This is a genomic window from Bacterioplanoides sp., from assembly GCF_965226395.1.
Lineage (GTDB): Bacteria > Pseudomonadota > Gammaproteobacteria > Pseudomonadales > Oceanobacteraceae > Bacterioplanoides.
In genome coordinates this window covers 3,372,101-3,393,687 of record NZ_OZ245358.1, presented here as the reverse complement: position 1 = coordinate 3,393,687, position 21,587 = coordinate 3,372,101, and the positions used below count along the sequence as shown (strand labels likewise).

The 21,587-nt window shown below is 49.2% G+C and carries 20 protein-coding genes and 1 other RNA gene; 6 read left to right on the top strand and 15 right to left on the bottom strand.

The genetic code is table 11. From position 1 onward, the window contains the following. Positions 1-91 precede the first annotated feature (91 nt). The 13 genes from ACO05E_RS15475 to ybfE all read right to left on the bottom strand — a co-directional run bounded on the left by ACO05E_RS15475 (position 92) and on the right by ybfE (position 11,549). Positions 92-1,273: a vWA domain-containing protein gene (locus ACO05E_RS15475; RefSeq protein ID WP_419810395.1), complete on the bottom strand. Its 1,182-nt coding sequence runs from the start codon at positions 1,271-1,273 to the stop codon at positions 92-94. A 36-nt stretch (positions 1,274-1,309) separates the two neighbouring features. Then, entirely contained in the window at positions 1,310-2,152 is an 843-nt protein-coding gene (locus ACO05E_RS15470; protein ID WP_255860450.1) for an AAA family ATPase, read from the bottom strand. A gap of 152 nt (positions 2,153-2,304) precedes the next feature. Next, a complete protein-coding gene (locus ACO05E_RS15465; RefSeq protein ID WP_419810394.1) occupies positions 2,305-4,611 on the bottom strand; it encodes a VWA domain-containing protein in 2,307 nt (768 codons plus the stop codon). Between the two features lie 69 nt (positions 4,612-4,680). Beyond that, positions 4,681-5,349 (bottom strand): YEATS-associated helix-containing protein, encoded by a 669-nt coding sequence (locus tag ACO05E_RS15460; protein ID WP_419810393.1) that lies wholly within the window; start codon positions 5,347-5,349, stop codon positions 4,681-4,683. A gap of 381 nt (positions 5,350-5,730) precedes the next feature. Further along, on the bottom strand, positions 5,731-6,090 hold the full coding sequence (locus ACO05E_RS15455; protein ID WP_419810392.1) for a hypothetical protein: 360 nt from the start codon (positions 6,088-6,090) through the stop codon (positions 5,731-5,733). 19 nt (positions 6,091-6,109) lie between these two features. Continuing rightward, the gene (locus ACO05E_RS15450; protein WP_419810391.1) at positions 6,110-6,550 is read right to left on the bottom strand and encodes a YcgN family cysteine cluster protein; all 441 of its coding nucleotides are present in this window, start codon (positions 6,548-6,550) and stop codon (positions 6,110-6,112) included. Continuing rightward, positions 6,540-6,836, bottom strand: a complete 297-nt coding sequence (locus ACO05E_RS15445) for a YcgL domain-containing protein (protein WP_419810390.1) — start codon at positions 6,834-6,836, stop codon at positions 6,540-6,542. Before ACO05E_RS15445 ends, ACO05E_RS15450 begins: the two co-directional genes overlap by 11 nt. 40 nt (positions 6,837-6,876) lie before the next feature. Continuing rightward, positions 6,877-8,034 (bottom strand): ribonuclease D, encoded by a 1,158-nt coding sequence (rnd, locus tag ACO05E_RS15440; RefSeq protein ID WP_419810389.1) that lies wholly within the window; start codon positions 8,032-8,034, stop codon positions 6,877-6,879. Further along, positions 8,025-8,660: a toprim domain-containing protein gene (locus ACO05E_RS15435; RefSeq protein WP_419810388.1), complete on the bottom strand. Its 636-nt coding sequence runs from the start codon at positions 8,658-8,660 to the stop codon at positions 8,025-8,027. Before ACO05E_RS15435 ends, rnd begins: the two co-directional genes overlap by 10 nt. Before the next feature lie 11 nt (positions 8,661-8,671). Next, positions 8,672-8,998 (bottom strand): YbaB/EbfC family nucleoid-associated protein, encoded by a 327-nt coding sequence (locus tag ACO05E_RS15430; RefSeq protein ID WP_255860438.1) that lies wholly within the window; start codon positions 8,996-8,998, stop codon positions 8,672-8,674. 27 nt (positions 8,999-9,025) lie between these two features. Further along, positions 9,026-10,969, bottom strand: a complete 1,944-nt coding sequence (dnaX, locus tag ACO05E_RS15425; RefSeq protein ID WP_419810387.1) for a DNA polymerase III subunit gamma/tau — start codon at positions 10,967-10,969, stop codon at positions 9,026-9,028. A 107-nt stretch (positions 10,970-11,076) separates the two neighbouring features. After that, positions 11,077-11,173: signal recognition particle sRNA small type (ffs, locus tag ACO05E_RS15420), an RNA gene on the bottom strand. Between the two features lie 103 nt (positions 11,174-11,276). After that, the gene (ybfE, locus tag ACO05E_RS15415) at positions 11,277-11,549 is read right to left on the bottom strand and encodes a LexA regulated protein (RefSeq protein WP_419810386.1); all 273 of its coding nucleotides are present in this window, start codon (positions 11,547-11,549) and stop codon (positions 11,277-11,279) included. Positions 11,550-11,695: 146 nt separating this feature from the next. On the opposite strand from ybfE, the gene ACO05E_RS15410 reads away from it, so the two are divergent. The 4 genes from ACO05E_RS15410 (at position 11,696) to ACO05E_RS15395 (ending at position 15,991) form a co-directional block, all read left to right on the top strand. After that, positions 11,696-14,134 (top strand): Lon protease family protein, encoded by a 2,439-nt coding sequence (locus ACO05E_RS15410; RefSeq protein WP_419810385.1) that lies wholly within the window; start codon positions 11,696-11,698, stop codon positions 14,132-14,134. A 327-nt stretch (positions 14,135-14,461) separates the two neighbouring features. Beyond that, the gene (locus tag ACO05E_RS15405; RefSeq protein ID WP_419810384.1) at positions 14,462-14,923 is read left to right on the top strand and encodes a hypothetical protein; all 462 of its coding nucleotides are present in this window, start codon (positions 14,462-14,464) and stop codon (positions 14,921-14,923) included. An 86-nt stretch (positions 14,924-15,009) separates the two neighbouring features. Further along, entirely contained in the window at positions 15,010-15,594 is a 585-nt protein-coding gene (locus tag ACO05E_RS15400; protein WP_419810383.1) for a hypothetical protein, read from the top strand. An 85-nt stretch (positions 15,595-15,679) separates the two neighbouring features. Beyond that, the gene (locus ACO05E_RS15395) at positions 15,680-15,991 is read left to right on the top strand and encodes a hypothetical protein (RefSeq protein ID WP_419810382.1); all 312 of its coding nucleotides are present in this window, start codon (positions 15,680-15,682) and stop codon (positions 15,989-15,991) included. A 91-nt stretch (positions 15,992-16,082) separates the two neighbouring features. Here the strand turns inward: ACO05E_RS15395 and ACO05E_RS15390 are convergent, their stop codons facing one another. Further along, complete coding sequence (locus ACO05E_RS15390) at positions 16,083-16,904, bottom strand: sterol desaturase family protein (RefSeq protein ID WP_419810381.1); 822 nt, start codon at positions 16,902-16,904, stop codon at positions 16,083-16,085. A gap of 2 nt (positions 16,905-16,906) precedes the next feature. Next, complete coding sequence (locus ACO05E_RS15385) at positions 16,907-19,213, bottom strand: YgiQ family radical SAM protein (RefSeq protein ID WP_419810380.1); 2,307 nt, start codon at positions 19,211-19,213, stop codon at positions 16,907-16,909. Between the two features lie 317 nt (positions 19,214-19,530). Here ACO05E_RS15385 and ACO05E_RS15380 point away from each other — a divergent pair, with 317 nt between their 5' ends. Together ACO05E_RS15380 and ACO05E_RS15375 are read left to right on the top strand one after the other, a co-directional pair. Next, positions 19,531-20,154 (top strand): ANTAR domain-containing response regulator, encoded by a 624-nt coding sequence (locus ACO05E_RS15380; protein ID WP_255860407.1) that lies wholly within the window; start codon positions 19,531-19,533, stop codon positions 20,152-20,154. A 10-nt stretch (positions 20,155-20,164) separates the two neighbouring features. Further along, positions 20,165-21,220, top strand: coding sequence for a CmpA/NrtA family ABC transporter substrate-binding protein (locus ACO05E_RS15375; RefSeq protein ID WP_421722750.1), 1,056 nt, complete (start codon positions 20,165-20,167; stop codon positions 21,218-21,220). The last annotated feature ends 367 nt before the right edge of the window (positions 21,221-21,587 follow it).

The following is a 21,587-nucleotide window of genomic DNA, read 5'->3' as shown; positions in this document are numbered from 1 at the left end:
AGGCATCCGTGCCAGGCACATTGTCGTATAAAAACGTCCAACCGACAATTGGAACGTTAGTGCTTTTTTCTTACCTATCTTTTATCCGCTTTTACTTACTTAAGAAACGCATAGCGTCTTCAAGGCCAGATAATGTCAACGGATACATCTTATCCTTCACAATCTGCTTGATCGCCCCCAGCGATCCACCCTGGCCCCAATGTGCTTCCGGTGCCGGATTTAACCACACCAGTTTGTCGTACTGATCCGCCATACGCTGTAACCAAACCGCTCCCGGTTCTTCGTTCCAGTGCTCGACGCTACCACCCACATGGGTGACTTCGTAAGGCGCCATCATGGCATCACCAACAAAAATAATTTTGTAGTCCTGACCGTATTTGCGCAACAAATCCCAGGTTTCGGTGCGTTCATTCAGGCGGCGGATATTATTTTTCCAAACCGACTCGTATAAGCAGTTATGAAAATAAAACGTCTCAATATGCTTAAACTCGGTACGAGCGGCTGAGAATAATTCTTCGCAGACCTTCACATACGGGTCCATGGTGCCGCCAATATCAAAGAACAATAGTACTTTCACGGCGTTATGACGTTCTGGCACCATTTTGATATCGAGGAATCCGGCATTACGGGCGGTTGAAGCGATGGTATCGCCTAAATCCAGCTCTTCTGCAGCACCCTGACGGGCAAATTTACGCAACCGGCGCAACGCCACTTTCACGTTACGAATACCCAGATCAATGCTGTCATCCAGGTCTTTGTAGTTACGCTGCTCCCAGACTTTAACGGCTTTTTTATGGCGTGAACGGCCTTGCTCAATACGAATGCCTTCGGGATTGTAGCCATTGGAACCAAACGGTGAGGTACCGCCAGTGCCAATCATTTTATTGCCACCCTGATGACGCTTTTCCTGCTCTTCCAGACGCTTCTGGAATTCGTCCATCAGCTTATCAATCCCGCCCATGGCTTCAATCTGCGCCATTTGCTCTTCACTGAGCATGCGCTCGAATTCTTTGCGCATCCAGTCTTTTGGAATCGTGGCTTCATCGCTGAATAATTCAACGATATCCAATCCTTCAAAATAGTTGCCAAACGCTTTATCGAATTTATCGTAATGCTTTTCGTCTTTGACCAGCACCAGCTTAGCCAGTGCATAAAAGTCATCGAGATTGGCAAACGCAACATGCGCCTGAACCGCCGCCACCAGATCCAGATACTCACGAATAGAGCACGGCACCTTGGCTTTGCGCACGGTCTGAAAAAAATCAATCAGCATAAGCCGACCCCTGCTGTTCGTTTTTCACCACCGTAATCAGCCTTTGCGACGGCTCATAAAGGCCAGTCGTTCCAGCAGCTGAACGTCTTGTTCGTTTTTAACCAGTGCGCCGTACATTGGCGGAATGGCTTTGGTGGTATCGCGGTTACGCAGCACTTCAACACCAATCTCATCGGCCATCAGCAGTTTCAGCCAGTCGATCAGTTCGGAGGTGGATGGTTTCTTCTTCAGGCCCGGCACTTTGCGCACGTCGAAGAATACATCCATCGCTTCAGCCACCAGCTCGTTCTGGATACCCGGGTAGTGCACTTCCACGATGTCTTTCATGGTGCTGGCATCCGGGAAGTCGATGTAGTGGAAGAAACAACGACGCAGGAAAGCATCCGGCAGTTCTTTTTCGTTGTTACTGGTAATCAGGATAATCGGGCGGTGTTTAGCAACGATACGCTCCTGAGTTTCGTAGCAGTAGAACTCCATTTTATCGAGTTCCAACAGCAGATCATTGGGGAATTCGATATCGGCTTTATCGATTTCATCAATCAACAATACCACTGGCTTATCGGCCGTGAATGCTTCCCACAACTTACCTTTAACGATGTAGTTTTTGATGTCGTGGACTTTATCATTGCCCAGCTGGGAGTCACGCAAACGAGAAACGGCGTCGTACTCATACAGGCCCTGATGCGCCTTGGTGGTACTTTTGATGTGCCACTGAATCAGTTCAGTGTCGAGAGATTTAGCCAGCTGCTCGGCCAGCATGGTTTTACCGGTACCCGGCTCACCTTTCAGTAACAGTGGACGCTGTAGCGTGATGGCCGCATTCACTGCCATACGCAGTTCGGGCGTTGCTACGTACTCTTCAGTGCCCTGAAACTTCATAAAAAACCTCTGACTTAGTGACAAATTATTCAACGAATTACGCCAGAAGTATAAGGAGGCTGGTATGGATCAGCAAGGCTCTTTATCAGAGCCCTGCTGTTATCAGGAGCTGCTATGAGATTAGTTTGTAATGCCGCCAGGTGACTGCGAGGTCAGCTATCGCCGTCTTTTTTCTCCTCGCTGTCGTCAAACGGATCATCAAATTCGCCCCAGCTTTCATCGGCATTATCGCCACCGGCATCCGGATCAATAGCAAAATCATCATCCAGACCTAAGCCGTCATCACTCGCAGCTTCGGCCGCCGTGCCGGGCGCTGCCGGGCTCGGAGCGATCTCTTCTTCAGAATCATCACTGAAGGCATCAAAATCACCATCCAGTTCCGACTCATCAAATTCCGGTGTTTCCAGATCCGGTGGCAAGCGAGCTTCTTTATCGGCTTTCGCTGCCATTTCCGGATTATTGGCTTTACGCTTGATAAACCACCAGTAACCCACACCGCCAAATACCGCGATATTCCCCAGAGCCAGTAACAGGTATACCCACCAGGCAATACCTTCCTCTTCGACCGGGGCTTCTTCATCGGCACTCTCCTGCTGTTCCTCAAATTTCGCAGCCAGATCCGGAGCGACTACTGGCTCAGGTTCGGGTTCCGGAGTAGGTTCGGGCTCAGGAGCAGGCTCGGGTTCTGGCTGAGGTTCAGGTTCTGGCTCGGATTGAGGTGTAGTTCCAGGTGCCGCATCTGGCTGCTGATTCGGCTTTGGCTCCATCGACGCAGATTTATCCATATTACCCGCATCAGCAACGGCCTCGTCAGGCTTCATCATGCCCTTATCCATCGCACCGTCATGCTCCAGCGCCGGATCGGTTTCAATCGCCATGCCCGGCTTCACCAGCGGAAAAACAGCACTGATATTTTCTGGCTTACTTTTAAACGTGCTGCCGTTGTCGGTCACACCACGAATATTTAACAAGACACCGTATTCACCCGGGCCTTTATCGGCACTCAGCGCCAGCACCCACTGGTTTTTATCAGCCATATATTCCATCGATTGAATCACCGAACTTTCGTCCGGGCTGGTAATACGGGCGATAATACGCGACAGGCTGGTATCAATATTTTCAACCCCCGGCGTCACGGCCACCTGCAGGATCTGATTGTCATAATCCGGAGTCACACTAACCGCCAACGGCTCTGACAACATGGCGGTTAAGGTTTGCTTGCGTTTAAAAGTTCGCCCTTCAGCCAGCACTTCAATCTGATACTCACCTTGCTGCGACAAGCGTGTCAGGGATTCACGAAATACGCCGTCTTCTGGCAACACTTCCGGGTCTGATAATAATTTACTGCCCATGCGGCCATCCGGTGCCGTCACCTTGATGCTTAAATCCGTGAGCGCCAGAATGGTTTTGTCATTTAATACCGCATCTTTTTCGGTCAGCGCCATTTCAAGATTCACCGGATATCCGGCAAAAATATTATTCGGCAATCCGGTTACCCTGAGTTTCAGATCGGTCAGGATCTGCACCCGGTTATCCGGATCAATATCAGCATCCGCTGCCCACTGCCCTGCTTGCGGCTGCTTGACCGTAATCAGATCGAAGTTCAGATCTTTATGCCAGCGAACCAAATCATTTTTACGACTGCTGTTTTCATCAATACGTTCGCCATCCGGGCTGATCAGCGTGGTTGGCTGAGCGTCTGATTTTCGGAAGATCAGTGCGGTAAACTCCTGCACACTGTCATCAATATCAAACTGATTATTCGTGATCGGCACCTGCTCGGCTGGCACGGCGCGATCAAACGCTTTCAGAAACAGTTTTAATAAATCATCGGCCGAACCGGCTTTTAAAAACAGACCACCGGTTTCCAGCGAAATCTGCTGCAACATTTTTTCATCTGCTGCATCTGACAGTGCCAGAGTATGAACTTTAGCGCCGGCGGCGATATAGTCCGGTAATACCTGAGTTAATAACCGTTGTTTTTCACGTTGATTAATATCCGCTGGCGCGCCTTGCTCAGTCATATCGAGCTTGCCATCAGTCAGCAGAATCACACTATGATCAAAACCACTGTCGGCAGCCATTTGCCATTGTGCTTTTTCCAGTGCTTCAGTGAGGTTGGTTTGCAGACCGACGGAATTAATGGTTTGTGCTTTATTTTTTGCCTGATCACGCCAGCCCTGATCCACCGCAGACAAAGGCACCAGCATGTTGACATAACGACCAAAGGTCCAGACACCAGCCTGTGAGCCATCCGGTAATAATTCGACCAATAAATTGAGTGCCGGAATCCGTAAATTTTGCGGATCGGTTTGTTTCATGCTGCCGGAGATATCAATAATAATCCGGACATCGGAAGGTTTAGGCTCTTCAGCCAGAGCCTGAAAAGGAAGGAAAACAGAAAAAAACAGCAGGAGTGAAAAAAATTTCACCCCCGACAGCCAACGACAGTTAACCATAAATGCTCCCGGGGGTATCAACTATCTTGAATAACAGCACTATTTTGAATAGCAGCGCTAACCGATTAATTACAGGTTAGCTTCCAACACGCGACGGCCTTTTTCGGTAATATGCCAGCGCACCCCGTTTTTGCCACTGACTTTACCGGCAAGACTGCGGGTCGTCAGAACATGTAATGTTTTAAGAATGTTGGATTCTTCTTCATTCGCCTCACGACAGACACCGGCCAGAGAACGGAAAATAAAACGACCGCTGGACAGAATTTTTAATACCTGAGCCGAGGTCACATCCAGATCATTACTGGCTTCTTCAACCTGAGGATCAGCCGACGACATGTCCTGTTCAGTTTCGGTATCAATCAGTGGTAATAATTCGTTCTGAATGACGCGCAGATTTTGCTGAACTTCTTCTGAGCGGGATTTCGCCACCTGCGCTTCGTTAAGAATACGATCCGACAGGTTATCGATAAAGAAGCGGCTTAACAGAGCAGAAATCAAACAGAAACCGGTAAAAATTAATAACCGCGATGGATCACCCTGGCTTTCCAGCACCAGCTCACTGTTTACCATGTCCAGTACTACCGGCACCAAAAATGAAGCACCCACACCGACCACTAAAAATCGTGGCAGACTTGCCGCGTCCGGGTCTTTATCACCGTACAGGTAATAGTTCACCAGTCCCCCAAAAATACCCGCCAGCAGCATGACCGTTGCCAGAATAAAGATATGATTTGCCATATTTCCAATCCTCATCCATCAAAAACTGCAAAACAGCTCTGATGCCCGATTACTCCGTTTGTTGCTTCCCAGAACAGGAACAGCCTGAAACAGGAACAATCCCCCCAAGTTAATTTTCGCGCCGCAGTTTCGCCAGAATCGACGTAATGCAGTACGTTCCTGCATTAAAATTAGCAAAGAATTCCGGGTTAGCCAGAAAAGTACGGAAAAAAATGATTGACCTGTTATTTCAGGCAATCACAGCTCGACAAGAAATTAAAAAAATGATCAAAAAGCAGACAGGCTTTTAACTGAAAACAATAAGGTAAAAACAAAAAAGGCCATAAATCGATCAATTTATGGCCTTTTTATTTAACACTTATTCATTTTAATCAGGCGATATCAGGATTCCGCAACAGCCTCTTCCCGCTTTTGCAGAAACCGAATCAATTGAATAACCGCCAGCACCACAGCACCAACAATCAGTCCACCAAGAAACCAGTTAGCGGCATACATGGCGTTATCCAGCGATGATGTCAGCAAGGTGAATGGAAATACCACCATGGCTGGAGCAAAGTACACCGACTCCGCTGCAATCGGCGCCGGAGTAAACACCAGTACCGCACCCAGCATATGAAAAAAGCGGCGCAAATCACTGCCCGGCTTTAGCCAGAAGAATAAGCGATTCCAACACCAGAAGCCGACACAGGCAAACACCAGATACAGCAGCCAGAAGCCAGAGAACTCAGCAATTCCTTCCATTAACTTGTTACCTTATTTATCAGGCTTTCCAGATAATCCGGTCCTGCCATTGCTCTTCAGGAATACGGTCATCGGCAATGCCTTTATTTTTAATCGAGATCCCGGCGTTATGAACCGACTCAGGATCACCACTGATTAACGGATGCCACTCAGGCAAGGGGTTTTTCTCTGCCAGCAACCGATAAGCACAGGTTTCCGGCAGCCAGAAAAAGCTTTCCGCTTGCTCCGGCGTCAGCCACACACAATGAGGGACTTTTTTATTACGCTCCAGATAAACCGTACAGCTGCAGTTACTGGTATCCATATAACGGCAATGAACATCGGTGTAATACACCTCTCCGGTATCTTCGTCTTCCAGCTTATGCAAACAACATAACGCACAACCGTCACACAATGACTCCCACTCAGGGCGGGTCATTTCAGCTAACGTCTTGGTTTGCCAAAACGGTTCAGCACTCATGGTCGCTTTTATCTTTCTTGCAGAACAGATCTAACATATAAGTTTCGCGAGGAGGCGGCATTTGCAGGTAGAAACCTTTTTCTTCGATTTCTTCCATCACCTTGGTCGCTTCCGCACGCGCCAGCTTTTTATCTTCCGTGAGAATCAGCGTCAGTGTTTTTTCAGCCGGGCCAAAAATTTCCAGTAATTCTTCGGGTAATTCTTTCAGTCCTTTCTTCTGTTCAACGTACAGGTACGCTTCGTCTTTTTTGAGTGAGCGATACACATCACACAGGATTTTATTCATCACGGTTTTCGCACTATTAACGGTTTTCACACGAGTAAAATCAGCCAGCCGCAGCCAGCTGTTGTAGTTTTTGCAACAGGCGCTCGCCTATTATTTCTTGCCGCCAGCCACACAATAACTCTGGCAACTCACCCTTGCCGTGTGGCAAGGCAGAACGCAATAACGCTTCCAGTGGTTTTTTGCGCACCAGAATTTCAGCCGGAAGCTGCAGGACTTCCGCCTGCTCATTAATCACGACTTTCAGCTCTTTTAGCCATTGTCCGGCTTCCGGGCTTAACGGCCGCTCCAGCTGTTTGGGCCAGTGGCTTTTGTCCAGCTCCAGCGCCTGAGCCACCAGCTTAAGAATATCACCACCATCGGCTTTCACACTGGCGGGCTTCATGCCCGAACGAATCAGCTGATCGCGGTTTTTTACTTTAAAGCGGGCGATGTTCCACATCGACGTATCATCAATCACTTTATTACGTGGCACATCGCGCTCACGCGCTTGTTGCTCACGCCAGGCTGCCAGTTGCTGCAACACAAACAACTCCTGAGAGCGTAGCTTCCAGGCCAGCTTTACCCGGCGGAAATAGCCAGACAAACTCTCTGGTGTATTCGCCTGATCCACCATCCGCTGACAATCTTCCGCCAGCCAGGATTCACGCCCGAGTGTTTTTAATTGCTGCACCAACTTCGGGTAAATGCGATACAGATAATGCACATCCGCCACGGCATATTGTATCTGTTCGGGGCGCAGCGGTCGCTCCAGCCAGTTGGAACGTGTCTCACCTTTCGGCAAATCAACATTCAGCACATCGGCCACCAGGCGCTGAAAGCCCATCGACGCGCCTTTCCCCACCAATGCCGCCGCATGCTGGGAGTCCGCCAAAGGCTCGGGCACACAACCTACCAGGCGCTGGCAGACTTCCAGGTCTTCCGCACAGGCATGAAATACCTTCACCACCAGCGGATGCAGAAAAACATCCTTTAACGGTTGCCAGTTGCTGATTGCCAACGGATCAATCAGGAAATCTCCCTGACTGCTGGTTACCTGAATCAAACCCGCTTTCGGGTAAAAGGTGGTGGTACGCACAAACTCAGTATCCACCGCCAGATACGGCTCACTCAGCCACTGCTGGCAAATATCGGCCAGCGCGGAATTGTTATCAATCCATTGTGATTCAAAAGCCTCTGGCTTAAAGGAAGCTATCGGCATTCGGTTTCCCCAATTGCATTATTAATCGCCTGAGTGATGGCGTTATCGTTCATTAAACTCACATCCTTATCCGGCAGCATCTGGCGGATAAACAATTCGGTTGCCCGGGCTTCCACAGAGGGCTCAGCTCCAGCACCCTTAGCCACATCTGATTGCAACGCTAACCACAGAGTCTGACTTTGTAACGCGGCAACACGCTGCTTGAGTTGCGCCAATCCAAGCTGAGTTGGGCCAACACCCGCAACCGGCGATAACACCCCGTGTAATACAAATACCGGGCCGGTATAGCCTTGCTCGCGCCAGTGCAATGCCTCATCAGCTTGTTCGACTACCAGCAAAACGCCAGAAAACAAAGCAGCCGTGGTCTTTTCAGTCGTAGTCTCTGCCGCCGTAGTTTCTGCTGCTATACAATCGGCACACAGAACTTCCGTGGTAAACATACGGCACTGAGCACAGTGATTCAGGCTGTTTCTGGCCTGAACAATACTCTCGCCCAACGCTCGTGATCCCGGATGGCTGAGCACATAACGCCCCATACGCCGGGCCGCTTGTGGGCCAACACCGGGAATCGCATCAAAGGCATCCACCAGCTGACGAAATTGTTCAGCAAAGTCAGGCGCAGACATTCAAACAGCAATCAGAATGGGAATTTCATACCCGGCGGCATCCCCATGCCAGCCGTCATTTTTGACATCTGCTCCTGGCTGTTGGATTCAATTTTACGAACCGCATCATTAACCGCGGCTGCCAGCAGGTCTTCCAGCATTTCTTTGTCTTCTTCCATCACGGAATCGTCCAGCTCAACGCGCTTAACGTCGTGGCGACCATTCATGGTGACTTTAACTAAGCCAGCGCCGGACTCGCCGGTGACTTCCGCTTCAGCCAGTTTTTCCTGCGCCTGTTGCAATTGTTCCTGCATTTTCTGGGCTTGCTTCATCAAGTTGCCCATACCACCTTTCATCATAAGACAGTCCTGTATGTGTTGAGTGAATTAACTCAGCGGCCGGATGGTTTCTTCCACCACATAACCGCCCATTTCAGTAAGGATATGATTGACCACCGGGTCGGAGTCAATCGATTGTTTTGCCGCATAAAAGGCTTCGGCCTTTTCACGCTGGCGTCGCTGTTCCGGGGTTTCACCACGTGGCGGTTGCAGCACCATACTCAGGCTGCTGCCGGGAATCAGTTGTTGTAACGCCGCTTCAATCCGTTTTGCCTGCGTATCATTAAACAGTGCTCCCTGAGCGGGGTCGACGTCAAAGGTGTAATGCTCACCCGTCACATCAATCAACGCACTATTACGGGCAATCGCCTGCGGTAAACCCGCTAATGCCAGACGATCGGCCCATTGCCACCAGTTATGTGGCTGTAAAGGCTCAAGCGGCTGATCAGGTTCTGCCGGAGCGACGTCTTTGACACTGGGCGCGGGTGGGGATTCCACTTCAACCGGCGCATCATGCTGGGCTTGCTGTAAGCGCTCCTCTATCGACAGTGCTGCTGGCTTAGCAGCCTCAACCACTGGATTTTGCACTGCTACCGCTGACTGCTCAGAGGTTGATAGCTCAGCAGTTGAGAGTTCAGCCGCTGATAGCTCAGCGACTGGTTGCTCAATAGCTGGCTCTGGCCTGGATACTGGCATTGGTTCAGGCTCAGAAACAGCAGTTTCAGGTACAGCAGCTTCAGAAACAGGCGCAATATCTGGCTCAGTTTCAGGCCCAGACTCAAGCGTAGACTCAACCGTCAGTGGCTTTTTTTTTTCGGGCCCTGGCTCAGCACTAACAACAGGCTCGGCATTGATAGCAGGCGCAGCACTGAGCGCACTTTCTAAATCCAGATCTACCGGTGCCTGAGGTGCTGGACGGAATGCCAGCATACGCAGCAGAATCATTTCAAAACCCTGACGCGGATCGGGCGCCAGACTCAGATCTCCGCGTCCCTGCAACGCAATCTGATAATACAGTTGCAGATCTTCCGGCTGCATATTGACCGACAGTTTCAGAATCGCATCGCGGTCGCCCTGAGTATTTTCAATCGCATCCGGCACTACCTGCGCTAATGAGGCGCGATGCCAGATTGCCAGCAAACCCTGCAAAACCTCGTCATAATCCGGGCCGTGTTCCGCCATCGCCGCGACTTCGGTTAACACCTCAGCCGCATTCGCCCGTGCCATCACTTCGGCCAGCTTAAATAAGCGCCCACGATCCATGGTGCCCAGCATGGCATTAACCTGCTCTTCGCCAACCTGGCCTTCACCATAGGCAATCGCCTGATCAGTAAGCGACAAGGCATCACGCATACTGCCCTGAGCGGCACGCCCCAGCTGCCATAGAGCTGGCTCTTCATAACTCAGCTTTTCAGCATCCAGCACCTGAGCCAGATACGACACAATTTTCTCCGGTGTCATATTTTTCAGGCTGAACTGCAAACAGCGCGACAGGATAGTCACTGGCAGTTTTTGCGGATCGGTGGTCGCCAGCAGGAATTTAACGTGTGCTGGCGGTTCTTCTAAAGTCTTTAACAGGGCGTTAAAACTGTGGGTCGACAACATGTGCACTTCATCGATCAGGTAGACCTTAAACCGGCCCCGGGTCGGCGCGTATTGCACGTTGTCTAATAATTCGCGGGTGTCTTCTACCTTGGTGCGCGATGCCGCATCGACCTCAATCAGATCAACAAAGCGGCCATCGGCAATTTCCTGACAGGAGCTACAAGTGCCGCATGGGCGGGCACTGACGCCCTCCTCACAATTCAGACACTTGGCCAGAATCCGGGCAATGGTGGTTTTGCCCACCCCCCGGGTGCCGGTAAAGAGATAAGCGTGATGCAGACGCTCTTCGTTTAAGGCGTTGATCAAAGCACGTAATACGTGTTCCTGCCCGACCATTTCATCAAAGAAACGGGGCCTCCATTTACGGGCAAGTACTTGATAACTCATTAATTTTCCAAATCAGGAAGGTGACACAATGGTGCGCATAATACCCTGTCAGGCAGTTAAGATGAAGGATAAGCGATACAAGAAAAATATTTCAGATTGGAGATGACCTCCACCAGCCACACCCCGGCACACGAGTCAGCTACTACCGTTGCTCCCTTCCGGGCCTGGCGGGGTTCGCAGCCTATCATTGCGAGGGGACCAGCAGAGGCCACCATAACGACTGAAAGCACTTCAGAGCTGAAGTAATCAGTGGCGCGTACTGTACCAAAACTTATTTTTAAATCAAGCAGTTATCGGATAAAAGACATTATCCCATGTGCAGCCACTGCTTTAGTGCTTTTTCGATGATTTCGGCCCGCGTCATATTCAGATCATCACAAGCATCGTCAAGCGCCTGAACCACCTCACCTTCAATGCGCACCTCAAGACGATGCATCCCCTTGGCCTTGTCGCGCAAACGCTGACTGCGCTTGTTATGACGACATTGCAGCGCACGATCATAGGGGTTGCTGCGTGGCCGCCCTGGTCCACGACTGGCAAACATATCAATGGTAGTACGATCTTCGGGCTGAACTGACATAAGGACCTCGGTTGAAGGAGCGGCAATTATGCGTATCGGCTGCACAAAATCAATACGCTTGGCTATTCCCTACTCCTTGATAACAGCTGACGTTGCCCCTACTGTAACCCTTTGTATTTTTATGGTTTCAGCATCAGCGACGATTTATGAGCACAAACATTCCCACAGACACACCAGATACCTCAGCACCGGACACTTCAGCTTCTGCAGCAACACAACTGCCAGCCAATAAACTGTACCGCCATATCAGCAACGACCAACTGCCATTTGCCAATACCTCTGAGATTGAGGCTTTTCAGGGGGTGCTGGGTCAGGATCGTGCCGTTAACGCCATCCAGTTCGGCGTGGCAATGGAGCGCCCGGGCTACAATATCTTTGTGATGGGCGAGGCAGGCACTGGCCGCTCTTCGTATGTTCAGGGCTATTTAAAAAGTGAAGCCAAACGCCAGAGCACGCCCGATGTTTGGTGTTATGTGAACAATTTTAAAAACCCGCGTGAGCCAAAATCGTTAGCACTGGCACCGCAACAGGCGTCTGAATTTAAAGACCATATCAGCACGTTAATTGATCAATTACTGGCCACCTTCCCGGCGGCGCTGGAGCACCCGGCGTATCAGCAGAAGAAGTCTGCCATTGATTACATTTTTAATCGTAAGTACGACAAATCCATCGAAACCGTTGAGCGTGAAGCACACAAACGTGGTGTTGCACTTTACCGTGACGCCTCCACCATCAGTTTTACCCCAATGCGTGATGGCAAAGCACTGGATGAAACCGAATTTGCTCAGCTCACTGAAGAAGAGCGCGATACCTTTCATGACGATATTGGTGATCTGGAACAAATGCTCAGTGAGCAGCTGTCGGAATTACCCCAATGGAAGCGTGAAAGCAGCGATGCCTTACGTCTGTTAAATCAGGAAACCATTAAAGAAGCGATTGCGCCGTTATTAACGCCCATTCGTGAGAGTTTTGCAGAGCAACCGGATCTGATCCACTACCTGGATGAAATGGAAGAGCATCTGCCACGACTGGTACTGGAAGAACTGGTAGACGACAAACTGCTGGAACTGCGCGAAGAATACGTTAAGCGCTCCAGCATGGAAGAATCGCTGATGCCGAACTTTGCCACCCGCCACGCTGCCGACAGTGGTGCGCCGGTGGTTTATGAACCTCACCCCAGCTATGGCAATTTATTTGGCCGCATCGAATACGCCAGCGACCAGGGCGCATTAGTCACCAACTTCCAACGCATTTGCCCGGGAGCATTACACAAAGCCAATGGCGGTTATTTAATTCTCGATGCTGAAAAAGTGTTATCCGAGCCCTGGGTATGGGATGCGTTAAAACGCTCATTGCAGTCCGGGCAATTAAAACTCGATTCGCCCTATTCTGAAATGGGCTTAATTAATACCACCAGCCTGCTGCCGGAGCGTATTCCGCTACAGGTTAAGCTAGTGTTGATTGGCTCACGCCAGATTTATTACTTATTGCAGGAATACGACGAAGACTTTAAACGTTTATTCCGTGCCGTGGTCGATTTCGACTCCGACCTGCCGTTAAACGACGATAATTTATTAGGCTTTTCACGGTTAATTAAAAGTCGCCTTGATGAACAGGGTCATGCGGATTTAACCCGCGACGCCGTGATTCGTATGATTCAGTTCAGCGCTCGCCTGGCCGAGCAACAAGACGTATTAAGTGCCCGCATCGGTGAGCAGTTTGATTTACTGGCCGAGGCCGATTTTATTCGCCAGTTAGCGGGTGATACCTTTATTGAGCGCCTGCATCTGGATCGCGCTATCGCCGCTAAGCAAGAACGCACCGGACGGGTTTACGATAAATTATTTGAACAAATGATGGACGGCACCGTACTACTGGAAACCAGTGGTAAAGCCATCGGCAAAATTAACGGCTTAACCGTGATGGCGCTGGGCGACACCAGCTTTGGCTCCCCCGCACGTATTACCACCACGGTGTATCCGGGTTCCAAAGGCGTGGTTGATATTGAACGCGAAGTGTCATTGGGTCAGGCCATCCACTCCAAAGGCGTGATGATTTTAAGCGGCTTTTTAGGTAACCGTTACGCTCAGAAATTCCCGCTGGCTATTTCTGCGCATATCGCCATGGAACAGTCTTATGGCTATATCGACGGTGACAGTGCATCACTGGGTGAGCTGGTGTGTTTAATTTCGGCCTTAATTCATGAGCCAGTTGATCAGAGCTTTGCGATTACCGGTTCGGTGAACCAGTATGGTGAGGTTCAGGCCATTGGCGGTGTAAACGAAAAGATCGAAGGTTTCTTCCGCTTATGCAAAGCCCGTGGCTTAACCGGCAAACAAGGTGTGATTATTCCGGCCTCCAACGCCAATAATTTATTGCTGAAACAAGAGGTGATCGACGCGGTCAATGACGGTGAATTTGCCGTTCATGCCGTGTCACATGTTGATCAGGCGATTGAATTATTACTGAACCGCGAAGCGGGTCAGGCCAGTCCGGATGGCGACTTCCCGGAAGGCAGCGTTAATGGTGACATTATTAAGCGCTTAGAAGAGATTTCCAAAATGGGCGAGAAGAAGTCGGATTAAGGCGCGAGCGCCTTAATTTAAAACAGTATGATTTAAGATAATCCCTACTCTTTAGCGTACATTGTTTTCAGGCTTGCCTGCTTTATCTGTCGATGATAGCTTTAACATCAATAGAATCAACAAGTTAGCCATATGGTTTACAATATAGTAGGCATCCAGTGGCTGAAACAGTGTGCGCGCACGCTTTTCTTGAAAGGAATGATCTTGCTAAGGAAGGTTTCAAAGTGAAATCAGTTAGTCACAACCATAAGCCCGAGTATTCCTTGCTAAGACATCAGGCGCGCACACGAATAAACTGTTAGCTATTTCAGAAGAGGTCGTGACCCAATGGACGAAAGCATAAAGAAGAAAATCCTCGCTGAGATGGAATCTATAATTGGGAACAGCTGTTACAACGGAAACATACAAAACTGGGGGCCTGGAGGAGAGTGGTATGGTGAGGGTCGTGAGTTTAGGTATCCGATAACTTTTCTTGATAATGGCACGCTGAAAGACAAACGCCGGTCTTCAGATCCTTCAATGCCCATCAAGCGAATGAGAACTGGATATTACGCATTCGGTGCAAATCGTCTTTACATAATACAAGCGCTAGAGAAAGTACTAGAAAAACTCGAGTTTAAGTACAACTTTGACCCAGAAAAAAAGGAACCTGAATCTGCTCCCGCTAAAGATTCAATATCCATTAAAAATAGTATTTCTAATGATATTATTAAATGCCCTATCTGTAGGACTTCATTGAATCCCAAGAATCTGGATAAGCATTTTAGGAAGGTCCACAGTGATAGCTAACAAACCATGCTGCTCAGCCGCTTCGCGGCTTTGGACCTCCTTTCAATCGGACTCAAATGCGGGCGCTATACGGTCATGGAGTGATCATGCCAGAAAAAATGTCATTCATATTTAATTCTGCTCAAGGTCTATTGCTTGCGGCAAACTACCTTCTGGACCACATGGAAGATGAGGATATAAAAAGAAATCCAGTAAAATACTCATTTATCCTTACGGCAGCAGCAACCTTAGAAAGTGCATTAAATGACAGCATTGTAAGTTGGTCGCATAACACGTTCCCAAGAGAAGACTACAAGCGTCATGCTCAAGCATTCTTAGCTATGAGCCTCAGGGGCAAGTTAGACTCAATTGGTTTTCTAATATCAAGTGGAAAGTATGTCACCGACAATACGTCTACTGATTACCAGCTTTTATCTGCGCTAATAAAACTACGAAATGAAGTTGCTCATAGCAAAGACTTTTTTACCGAGGTAGAGGTCGAACTAACTAAAGACGATGATGGCAATGAAGGTTTTATTCTCCCATCTGATGTGGCAAAAAAATTTGAAAATTCGCCTTTAATTCCAAGCGACGAAGAGTACTTAAAAACGTACAAGGCGCTTGAACATTTATACAAAGTTTTAAACCACGACCTAAGCTACGAACAATCAGAATTATTCAAAAACGTATAGCAAGGCCAGCCAGCATCACTCCCTGCGGTCGTTGGGCCTCGTTTCATCAGGCCGCTGCTGGCGGCGTTAACCAGTAAGATAGCCTATGACAGAGAAGCAGCCCTTGAGAGCAGATTTTGAAAGTGCGATGGGAGAAGAGTTTGGTGATTTAGTCTCTCCTCCTGTTCCATTTTTTGAGGCCTCACCTCATGAATGCTGCGAGGCTATTTGGAAGGCCCTCGGAAACGATGTAACACCAACCATGTTAGAAAATCTGACCAATTCTGATTTTCAAAAAATTGCATTGGCATTCGGCAATTGGTTTGAGTGCGAAGCTCCCCCTACAATGCAAATTGCTGAAGCTGTCGCAAGAACACTAAGTAGATGGCCAGCGGGGTCATTAGATGAAAGCGCTTAACAAATGGCATCGCGCACTAGAGTATCCAGCTTAGATTGACCACACCAGCACACTTCCCGCCAATCAAAATCATTAGTAGCAAAACAAGCCATCACCGAAACGGCATCATCAATAACGCCACAAAACGGTTCACACGTTCCGGCTGGCGATACTGGCTCAAACCGAGAACAATATTTTCTTTTCCCGCTGCAGCTTCCACACAATAGCTGCCAAATAGCTTATCCCACCAGGTAATGCTGAAGCCATAATTGCTGTTGGTTTCATTAATGATTTCAGAGTGATGAATCCGGTGCATATCAGGCGTCACCAGTATTTTGCGCAGCAAGCGGTCTAACGCAGCAGGCAAACTGACGTTGCCGTGATTAAAAATAGCGCAGCTGCTAAGCAGAGTTTCGAACAGTAGTACGGCAATAGGGGAGAAACCAATCAACAGGATCAATCCACCTTTAATCAACATCGACAACACAATTTCCAGCGGGTGAAAACGCACCCCGGTGGAAATATCAAATCCTCGATCGCTATGGTGTACCCGATGCAGCCGCCATAACAGCGGTATTTGATGGAATAACCGGTGTTGCCAATAAATCAGCATATCGAGCAGTAACACCGATACAACCAACACCAAAAATGAAAGAAAACCAGAATCATTCAGGCTTAACGGATTCAGCAATCCATTCAGCAAACCGATCTCATGCTGCTGGGCATAAAAGGCGATACCAATGGCGGCGGCCGGAAACAATAAGCGTAATACCAGCGTATTCAACAGCATCAGCCCGAGGTTATTCAACCAGCGCTGGGGTTTATGAGCCTGCTGGCGATAAGGGAGAGCCAACTCCCCTATCACCATTAACACAAATATACTGCTGAAACAGCCAAGCCGGAATAATGCTTCGTGTTCAAGCAGCCAGTGCATGGTTATTTCAGCTTGCGAACTTTTTTCGGCTTACCCGATTTATTTGCTGCCGGCTTAGCTGACGTCGATTTAGCAGGCTTTTGCTTAGCAGGTGAGTTCGAAGCAAACTTAGCCGCTACTGATTTTTGCCCGGGCTTCTTACCCGATGCTTTTCCCTGCGATTTTGAAGAACCGGCTTTGCCTTTTAACGGCTTTTTAAAGCCCTCTTTTTTAAAGCCAGGCCGTTGAACTCGCTTATTGCCTACATCATCTTCAGCCGGAATTAACGCATTGGCGCCAGAGCCAATTAAATCCTGACGTCCCATGGCTTTTAATTCTTCACGCAGCATCGGCCAGTTTTTGGCGTCGTGATAACGTAAAAACGCTTTATGCATACGCCGCTGATTAATATCACGCGGGATATTCATCTTCGGCTGCTTATAGCTCATGCGCTTCAGTGGGTTGCGCTCCGAATGGTACATGGCCGTTGCCAATGCCATCGGTGACGGATAGAAGGTTTGCACCTGATCAACCCGGAATTTATTGCGCTTTAACCACAACGCCAGATTCATCATGTCTTTATTTTCAGTGCCCGGGTGTGCGGCAATAAAATAAGGAATTAAATATTGCTCTTTACCCGCTTCTTTCGAGAACTTATCAAACATCCGCTTGAAGTTATCGTAAGTGCCCATACCCGGCTTCATCATTTTAGTGAGCACATTCTGCTCGGTATGTTCCGGCGCAATTTTTAAATAGCCGCCCACATGATGAGTCACCAGCTCACGGACGTATTCCGGATCTTCTACCGCCAGGTCGTAACGCAGGCCAGAAGCAATGGCAATCCGCTTAATACCCGGTAATGCACGGGCAGCACGATACAATTCGGTGGTGGGTTTATGGCTGGTTTCGAGGTTTTTACATATCCCCGGATACACACAGGATAAACGACGGCAGTTTTTCAGAATTTCCTGACTCTTACATTTCAGGAAATACATATTGGCGGTTGGCCCACCCAGATCCGAAATGGTGCCGGTAAAGCCCGGAACTTTATCGCGAATCTCTTCAATTTCGTTAATGATGGATTCCTGCGAACGGCTCTGAATAATACGGCCTTCGTGTTCGGTAATGGAACAGAAGGTACAGCCACCAAAGCAGCCGCGCATAATATTCACCGAAAAACGGATCATCTCATACGCCGGAATACGGGCATCACCATAACTCGGGTGTGGCACACGCTGATACGCGAAACCAAACACCGAATCCATCTCATCGGTTTCCAATGGGATCGGCGGCGGGTTTACCCAGATTTCTTTGCTGCCGTGTTTTTGAATCAACGGCCGGGCGTTATACGGGTTGGATTCCTGATGCAGCACCCGGGAAGCATGCGCATACAAGGCGCTGTCGTTTTTCACCTTCTCAAAGGAAGGTAAGCGCACTGCCGTGGTATCCAGATCGTGCTCAATTTTGCGCTGCAGTGGCATCGGAATAATCTTCACCGGCATCACATCCGGGTCTGCATCGCTATCGGCCTGCCCTTGTTGGTCAGAAGCACAGCTGTCGCTGTTGGCTTCTTTCATTTCATATGGGTTCGGCAGCTGATCAATTTGCCCCGGCCAATCAATACGGGACGAGTCAATTTCAGTCCAGCCATCCGGCGTCGCGTCACGCACAATGGTGGTGCCACGCAGATCGGTAATGGTATCGATCGGCTCACCCGAGGATAAACGATGGGTTAATTCAACAATCGCTCGTTCCGCATTGCCGTACAACAGAATATCAGCACCGGAGTCAATCAATACCGAACGGCGCACCTGATTCGACCAATAATCGTATTGGGCAATACGGCGCAAACTGGCTTCGATACCACCAATAACAATCGGCACATCTTTATAGGCTTCGCGGCATTTTTGCGAATACACAATCACCGCACGATCCGGACGCTTACCCGGCTCACCGTGGGGGGTATAGGCATCATCGGAGCGCACTTTTAAATCAGCGGTATAACGGTTGATCAGCGAGTCCATATTGCCCGCGGTCACACCAAAGTAGAAATTTGGCTTACCCAGCGCCGTAAAGGCATTCGGGTCGTTCCAATCGGGTTGAGCAATAATGCCCACCCGGAAGCCCTGAGATTCCAGCATCCGCCCCATCACCGCCATACCAAAGCTGGGGTGATCGACATAAGCATCTCCCGTTACCAGAATCACATCACAGCTGTCCCAGCCAAGTTCGTCCATTTCAGCACGCGACATGGGTAAAAAAGGCGCCGTGCCAAAACATTCGGCCCAATAGGGATAGTTAGAAAACAGATGCTTCTGCGCTTCGGTCATGAGAAAAACTAATAATCATCAGAAAGGTTCTGCATTCTCCCAAAATTCCCTCTTTGGCAAAAGCAGCGTCTTAAGAAAAAGTGCAAAAAGTCGGGTAAAACCCGCATTAACCCTAGCCTTAGAAAGGTCTTGAGTGGGTTTTAACTGGCTGTCAGTCGAAGTCATTCTCATTTAAACCATCCAATTCCGACCGACCTTAGCGACAAAGTACAATCTTACAAAGTTAACATTATCTCTTGACCTTGGTTTAATGATTGCAGGCTGCCTGTCAGCCATAGATGATGCCCCCATAACCGTGATGTCGTACCCATAAATCTATGAAACCAACCAATACTGCTTCAGGCGCTGCAATTAAAGGCAGCGTTACTAAAATTATGCTGGTTGATGACCAGCCCGGGCGTGCCGCCATGTTAGAACAGGCGCTGACCGATGCCGGCTGCGAAGTGATCGCCCGACTGGAAAGTGCCCAGGGGCTGATTAAACAGGTCGAAGAGAATCAGCCGGATGTGATCTTTATTGATATTGAAAGCCCGGACCGGGACATGCTGGAACATATGAGCATTCTCAACCAGCATAACCCCAAGCCGGTGATCATGTTCAGCGATGAAGACGATTCCGACACCATCGAAAAAGCCATGCGCGCCGGGGTCAGCGCCTATGTGGTTGATGGCCTACAGGCCGGACGCATCAAATCCATTATGGATGTTGCCGTTGCCCGCTTCCGTGAATTCCAGGCATTAAAAAGTGAGCTGGAAAAAACCCGCAATCAGCTGGCTGACCGTCGTATTCTCGACGAGGCCAAATCCCTGCTGATGAAGCAAAAGAACATGACCGAAGAAGAGGCTTACCATGCTATCCGTAAGATGGCGATGGATCGTAGCCAACGCATGGTGGATGTCGCGAAGAACATTATTTCCGTGATGAATCTGCTGAGTAACTGAGTATTTCCTTATGACAACACCACAGCAAACAACACGACAAGCATCTGCACTGGAAAAAGATAAGCTGACGCTGGGCTATATGCCTCTGACCGATGCCCTGCCATTAATTGCAGCACAGGAAATGGGTTACTTTCGCCACGCCGGGCTCAACGTCACGCTGCAGCAGGAAGTTTCCTGGGCCAACATCCGCGATAAAGTGATTGTTGGTCATTTTGATGCGGCACAAATGCTGGCCCCCATGTTATTAGCCACGCATCTGGGTATTGGCTGCCTGAGAAAACCCATGCAGGCACCGATGTCACTGGCATTAAATGGTAACGCTCTGACCGTCTCAAACACCCTGGCTGAAACGCTGGCAGTCGATAATATTGCCTCTGCCTCGGCACAACAGCTGGGCCAGCAGTTGGCAACATTGATTCAACAACGTCAGCAAAACGAGCAGGAAAAGCTGGTCTTTGCCGTGGTCTTTCCTTTCTCCATTCACAATCTGCTAATGCGTGCCTGGTTGGCTGATGCGGGCATTGATCCGGACAAAGACATTGAATTGCTGGTATTACCACCGTCACAAATGGTCGATCACCTGAAACTGCAACATATTGATGGTTTCTTCGCTGGCGCTCCCTGGAACAGCGTTGCCATTCAGCAAGGCGTTGGCCAATGCCTGATGCCGGCCACCAAACTCTGGCAACAGGCGCCGGATAAAGTACTGGGTGTCACTCAGGAATGGGCACAGCAGCACCCGAATACACTCCAGGCGCTGATACACGCCATCAGCCAGGGAGCTCAGTGGTGCCATGAGCATCCGGAGAAAGCGGCAGAGCTGCTTGCTGAAGCACTGGAACAGCCCACTGAAGCGTTATTGCCAGCTCTGACTGGTGAGTTCCGCTACAAACTCGGCGACTCCCCCGTCAGCATTCACAATATGCTGGTGCTGGACCCGCTGCAGGCGGGCGAAGCCAAAGTGGAGCACGGAGAATGGTTCCTGCAACAAATGCAGCGCTGGGGCTGGATTCAGGCCGATACCAATATCAAACACGTTGCGCAGGAATGTTTTTCCAGCCATTAACTCTTATCGCCTGAACAGCAAATAAAGCCCGGCAATTGCCGGGTTTTATGTTTCTGCACCGCAGATGACAGATACAGTATTTGATTAAATGCCCTGTCAGTTACCACCTCTCTGCAAAAGCGCCTCACAATAAATCGTAAATCCGCACCAAAGCAGTTCATCATCAATTTGAGCCAACCTGATTTGGTGCTCAAAAAGCAACCAACCGTTAATAAATCTGATTTTCTTGCTGAAAATGCCTGAGAAATCTGCATTTTCTGAAATTGGCACACTCTTCGCTAAATCCAGATTATGTAGCCCAACGTTGGGTTCACTACTTTTTTATTTCGGGTGTTCGCAGACGAACATTCAATATTGCAAAGGCGCT

Excerpts from the sequence above, each read along its gene's own strand:
- ACO05E_RS15450 (WP_419810391.1), bottom strand. The coding sequence starts at position 6,550 with ATGAGTGCTGAACCGTTTTGGCAAACCAAGACGTTAGCTGAAATGACC.
- ACO05E_RS15455 (WP_419810392.1), bottom strand. The coding sequence starts at position 6,090 with ATGGAAGGAATTGCTGAGTTCTCTGGCTTCTGGCTGCTGTATCTGGTG.
- ACO05E_RS15430 (WP_255860438.1), bottom strand. The coding sequence starts at position 8,998 with ATGATGAAAGGTGGTATGGGCAACTTGATGAAGCAAGCCCAGAAAATG.
- ACO05E_RS15470 (WP_255860450.1), bottom strand. The coding sequence starts at position 2,152 with ATGAAGTTTCAGGGCACTGAAGAGTACGTAGCAACGCCCGAACTGCGT.
- ACO05E_RS15400 (WP_419810383.1), top strand. The coding sequence starts at position 15,010 with ATGCCAGAAAAAATGTCATTCATATTTAATTCTGCTCAAGGTCTATTG.
- ACO05E_RS15375 (WP_421722750.1), top strand. The coding sequence starts at position 20,165 with ATGACAACACCACAGCAAACAACACGACAAGCATCTGCACTGGAAAAA.
- ACO05E_RS15385 (WP_419810380.1), bottom strand. The coding sequence starts at position 19,213 with ATGACCGAAGCGCAGAAGCATCTGTTTTCTAACTATCCCTATTGGGCC.
- ACO05E_RS15475 (WP_419810395.1), bottom strand. The coding sequence starts at position 1,273 with ATGCTGATTGATTTTTTTCAGACCGTGCGCAAAGCCAAGGTGCCGTGC.
- ACO05E_RS15445 (WP_419810390.1), bottom strand. The coding sequence starts at position 6,836 with ATGAATAAAATCCTGTGTGATGTGTATCGCTCACTCAAAAAAGACGAA.
- ACO05E_RS15390 (WP_419810381.1), bottom strand. The coding sequence starts at position 16,904 with ATGCACTGGCTGCTTGAACACGAAGCATTATTCCGGCTTGGCTGTTTC.
- ACO05E_RS15405 (WP_419810384.1), top strand. The coding sequence starts at position 14,462 with ATGGACGAAAGCATAAAGAAGAAAATCCTCGCTGAGATGGAATCTATA.
- ACO05E_RS15380 (WP_255860407.1), top strand. The coding sequence starts at position 19,531 with ATGAAACCAACCAATACTGCTTCAGGCGCTGCAATTAAAGGCAGCGTT.
- ACO05E_RS15460 (WP_419810393.1), bottom strand. The coding sequence starts at position 5,349 with ATGGCAAATCATATCTTTATTCTGGCAACGGTCATGCTGCTGGCGGGT.
- ybfE (WP_419810386.1), bottom strand. The coding sequence starts at position 11,549 with ATGTCAGTTCAGCCCGAAGATCGTACTACCATTGATATGTTTGCCAGT.
- ACO05E_RS15435 (WP_419810388.1), bottom strand. The coding sequence starts at position 8,660 with ATGTCTGCGCCTGACTTTGCTGAACAATTTCGTCAGCTGGTGGATGCC.
- ACO05E_RS15465 (WP_419810394.1), bottom strand. The coding sequence starts at position 4,611 with ATGGTTAACTGTCGTTGGCTGTCGGGGGTGAAATTTTTTTCACTCCTG.
- rnd (WP_419810389.1), bottom strand. The coding sequence starts at position 8,034 with ATGCCGATAGCTTCCTTTAAGCCAGAGGCTTTTGAATCACAATGGATT.
- dnaX (WP_419810387.1), bottom strand. The coding sequence starts at position 10,969 with ATGAGTTATCAAGTACTTGCCCGTAAATGGAGGCCCCGTTTCTTTGAT.
- ACO05E_RS15395 (WP_419810382.1), top strand. The coding sequence starts at position 15,680 with ATGACAGAGAAGCAGCCCTTGAGAGCAGATTTTGAAAGTGCGATGGGA.
- ACO05E_RS15410 (WP_419810385.1), top strand. The coding sequence starts at position 11,696 with ATGAGCACAAACATTCCCACAGACACACCAGATACCTCAGCACCGGAC.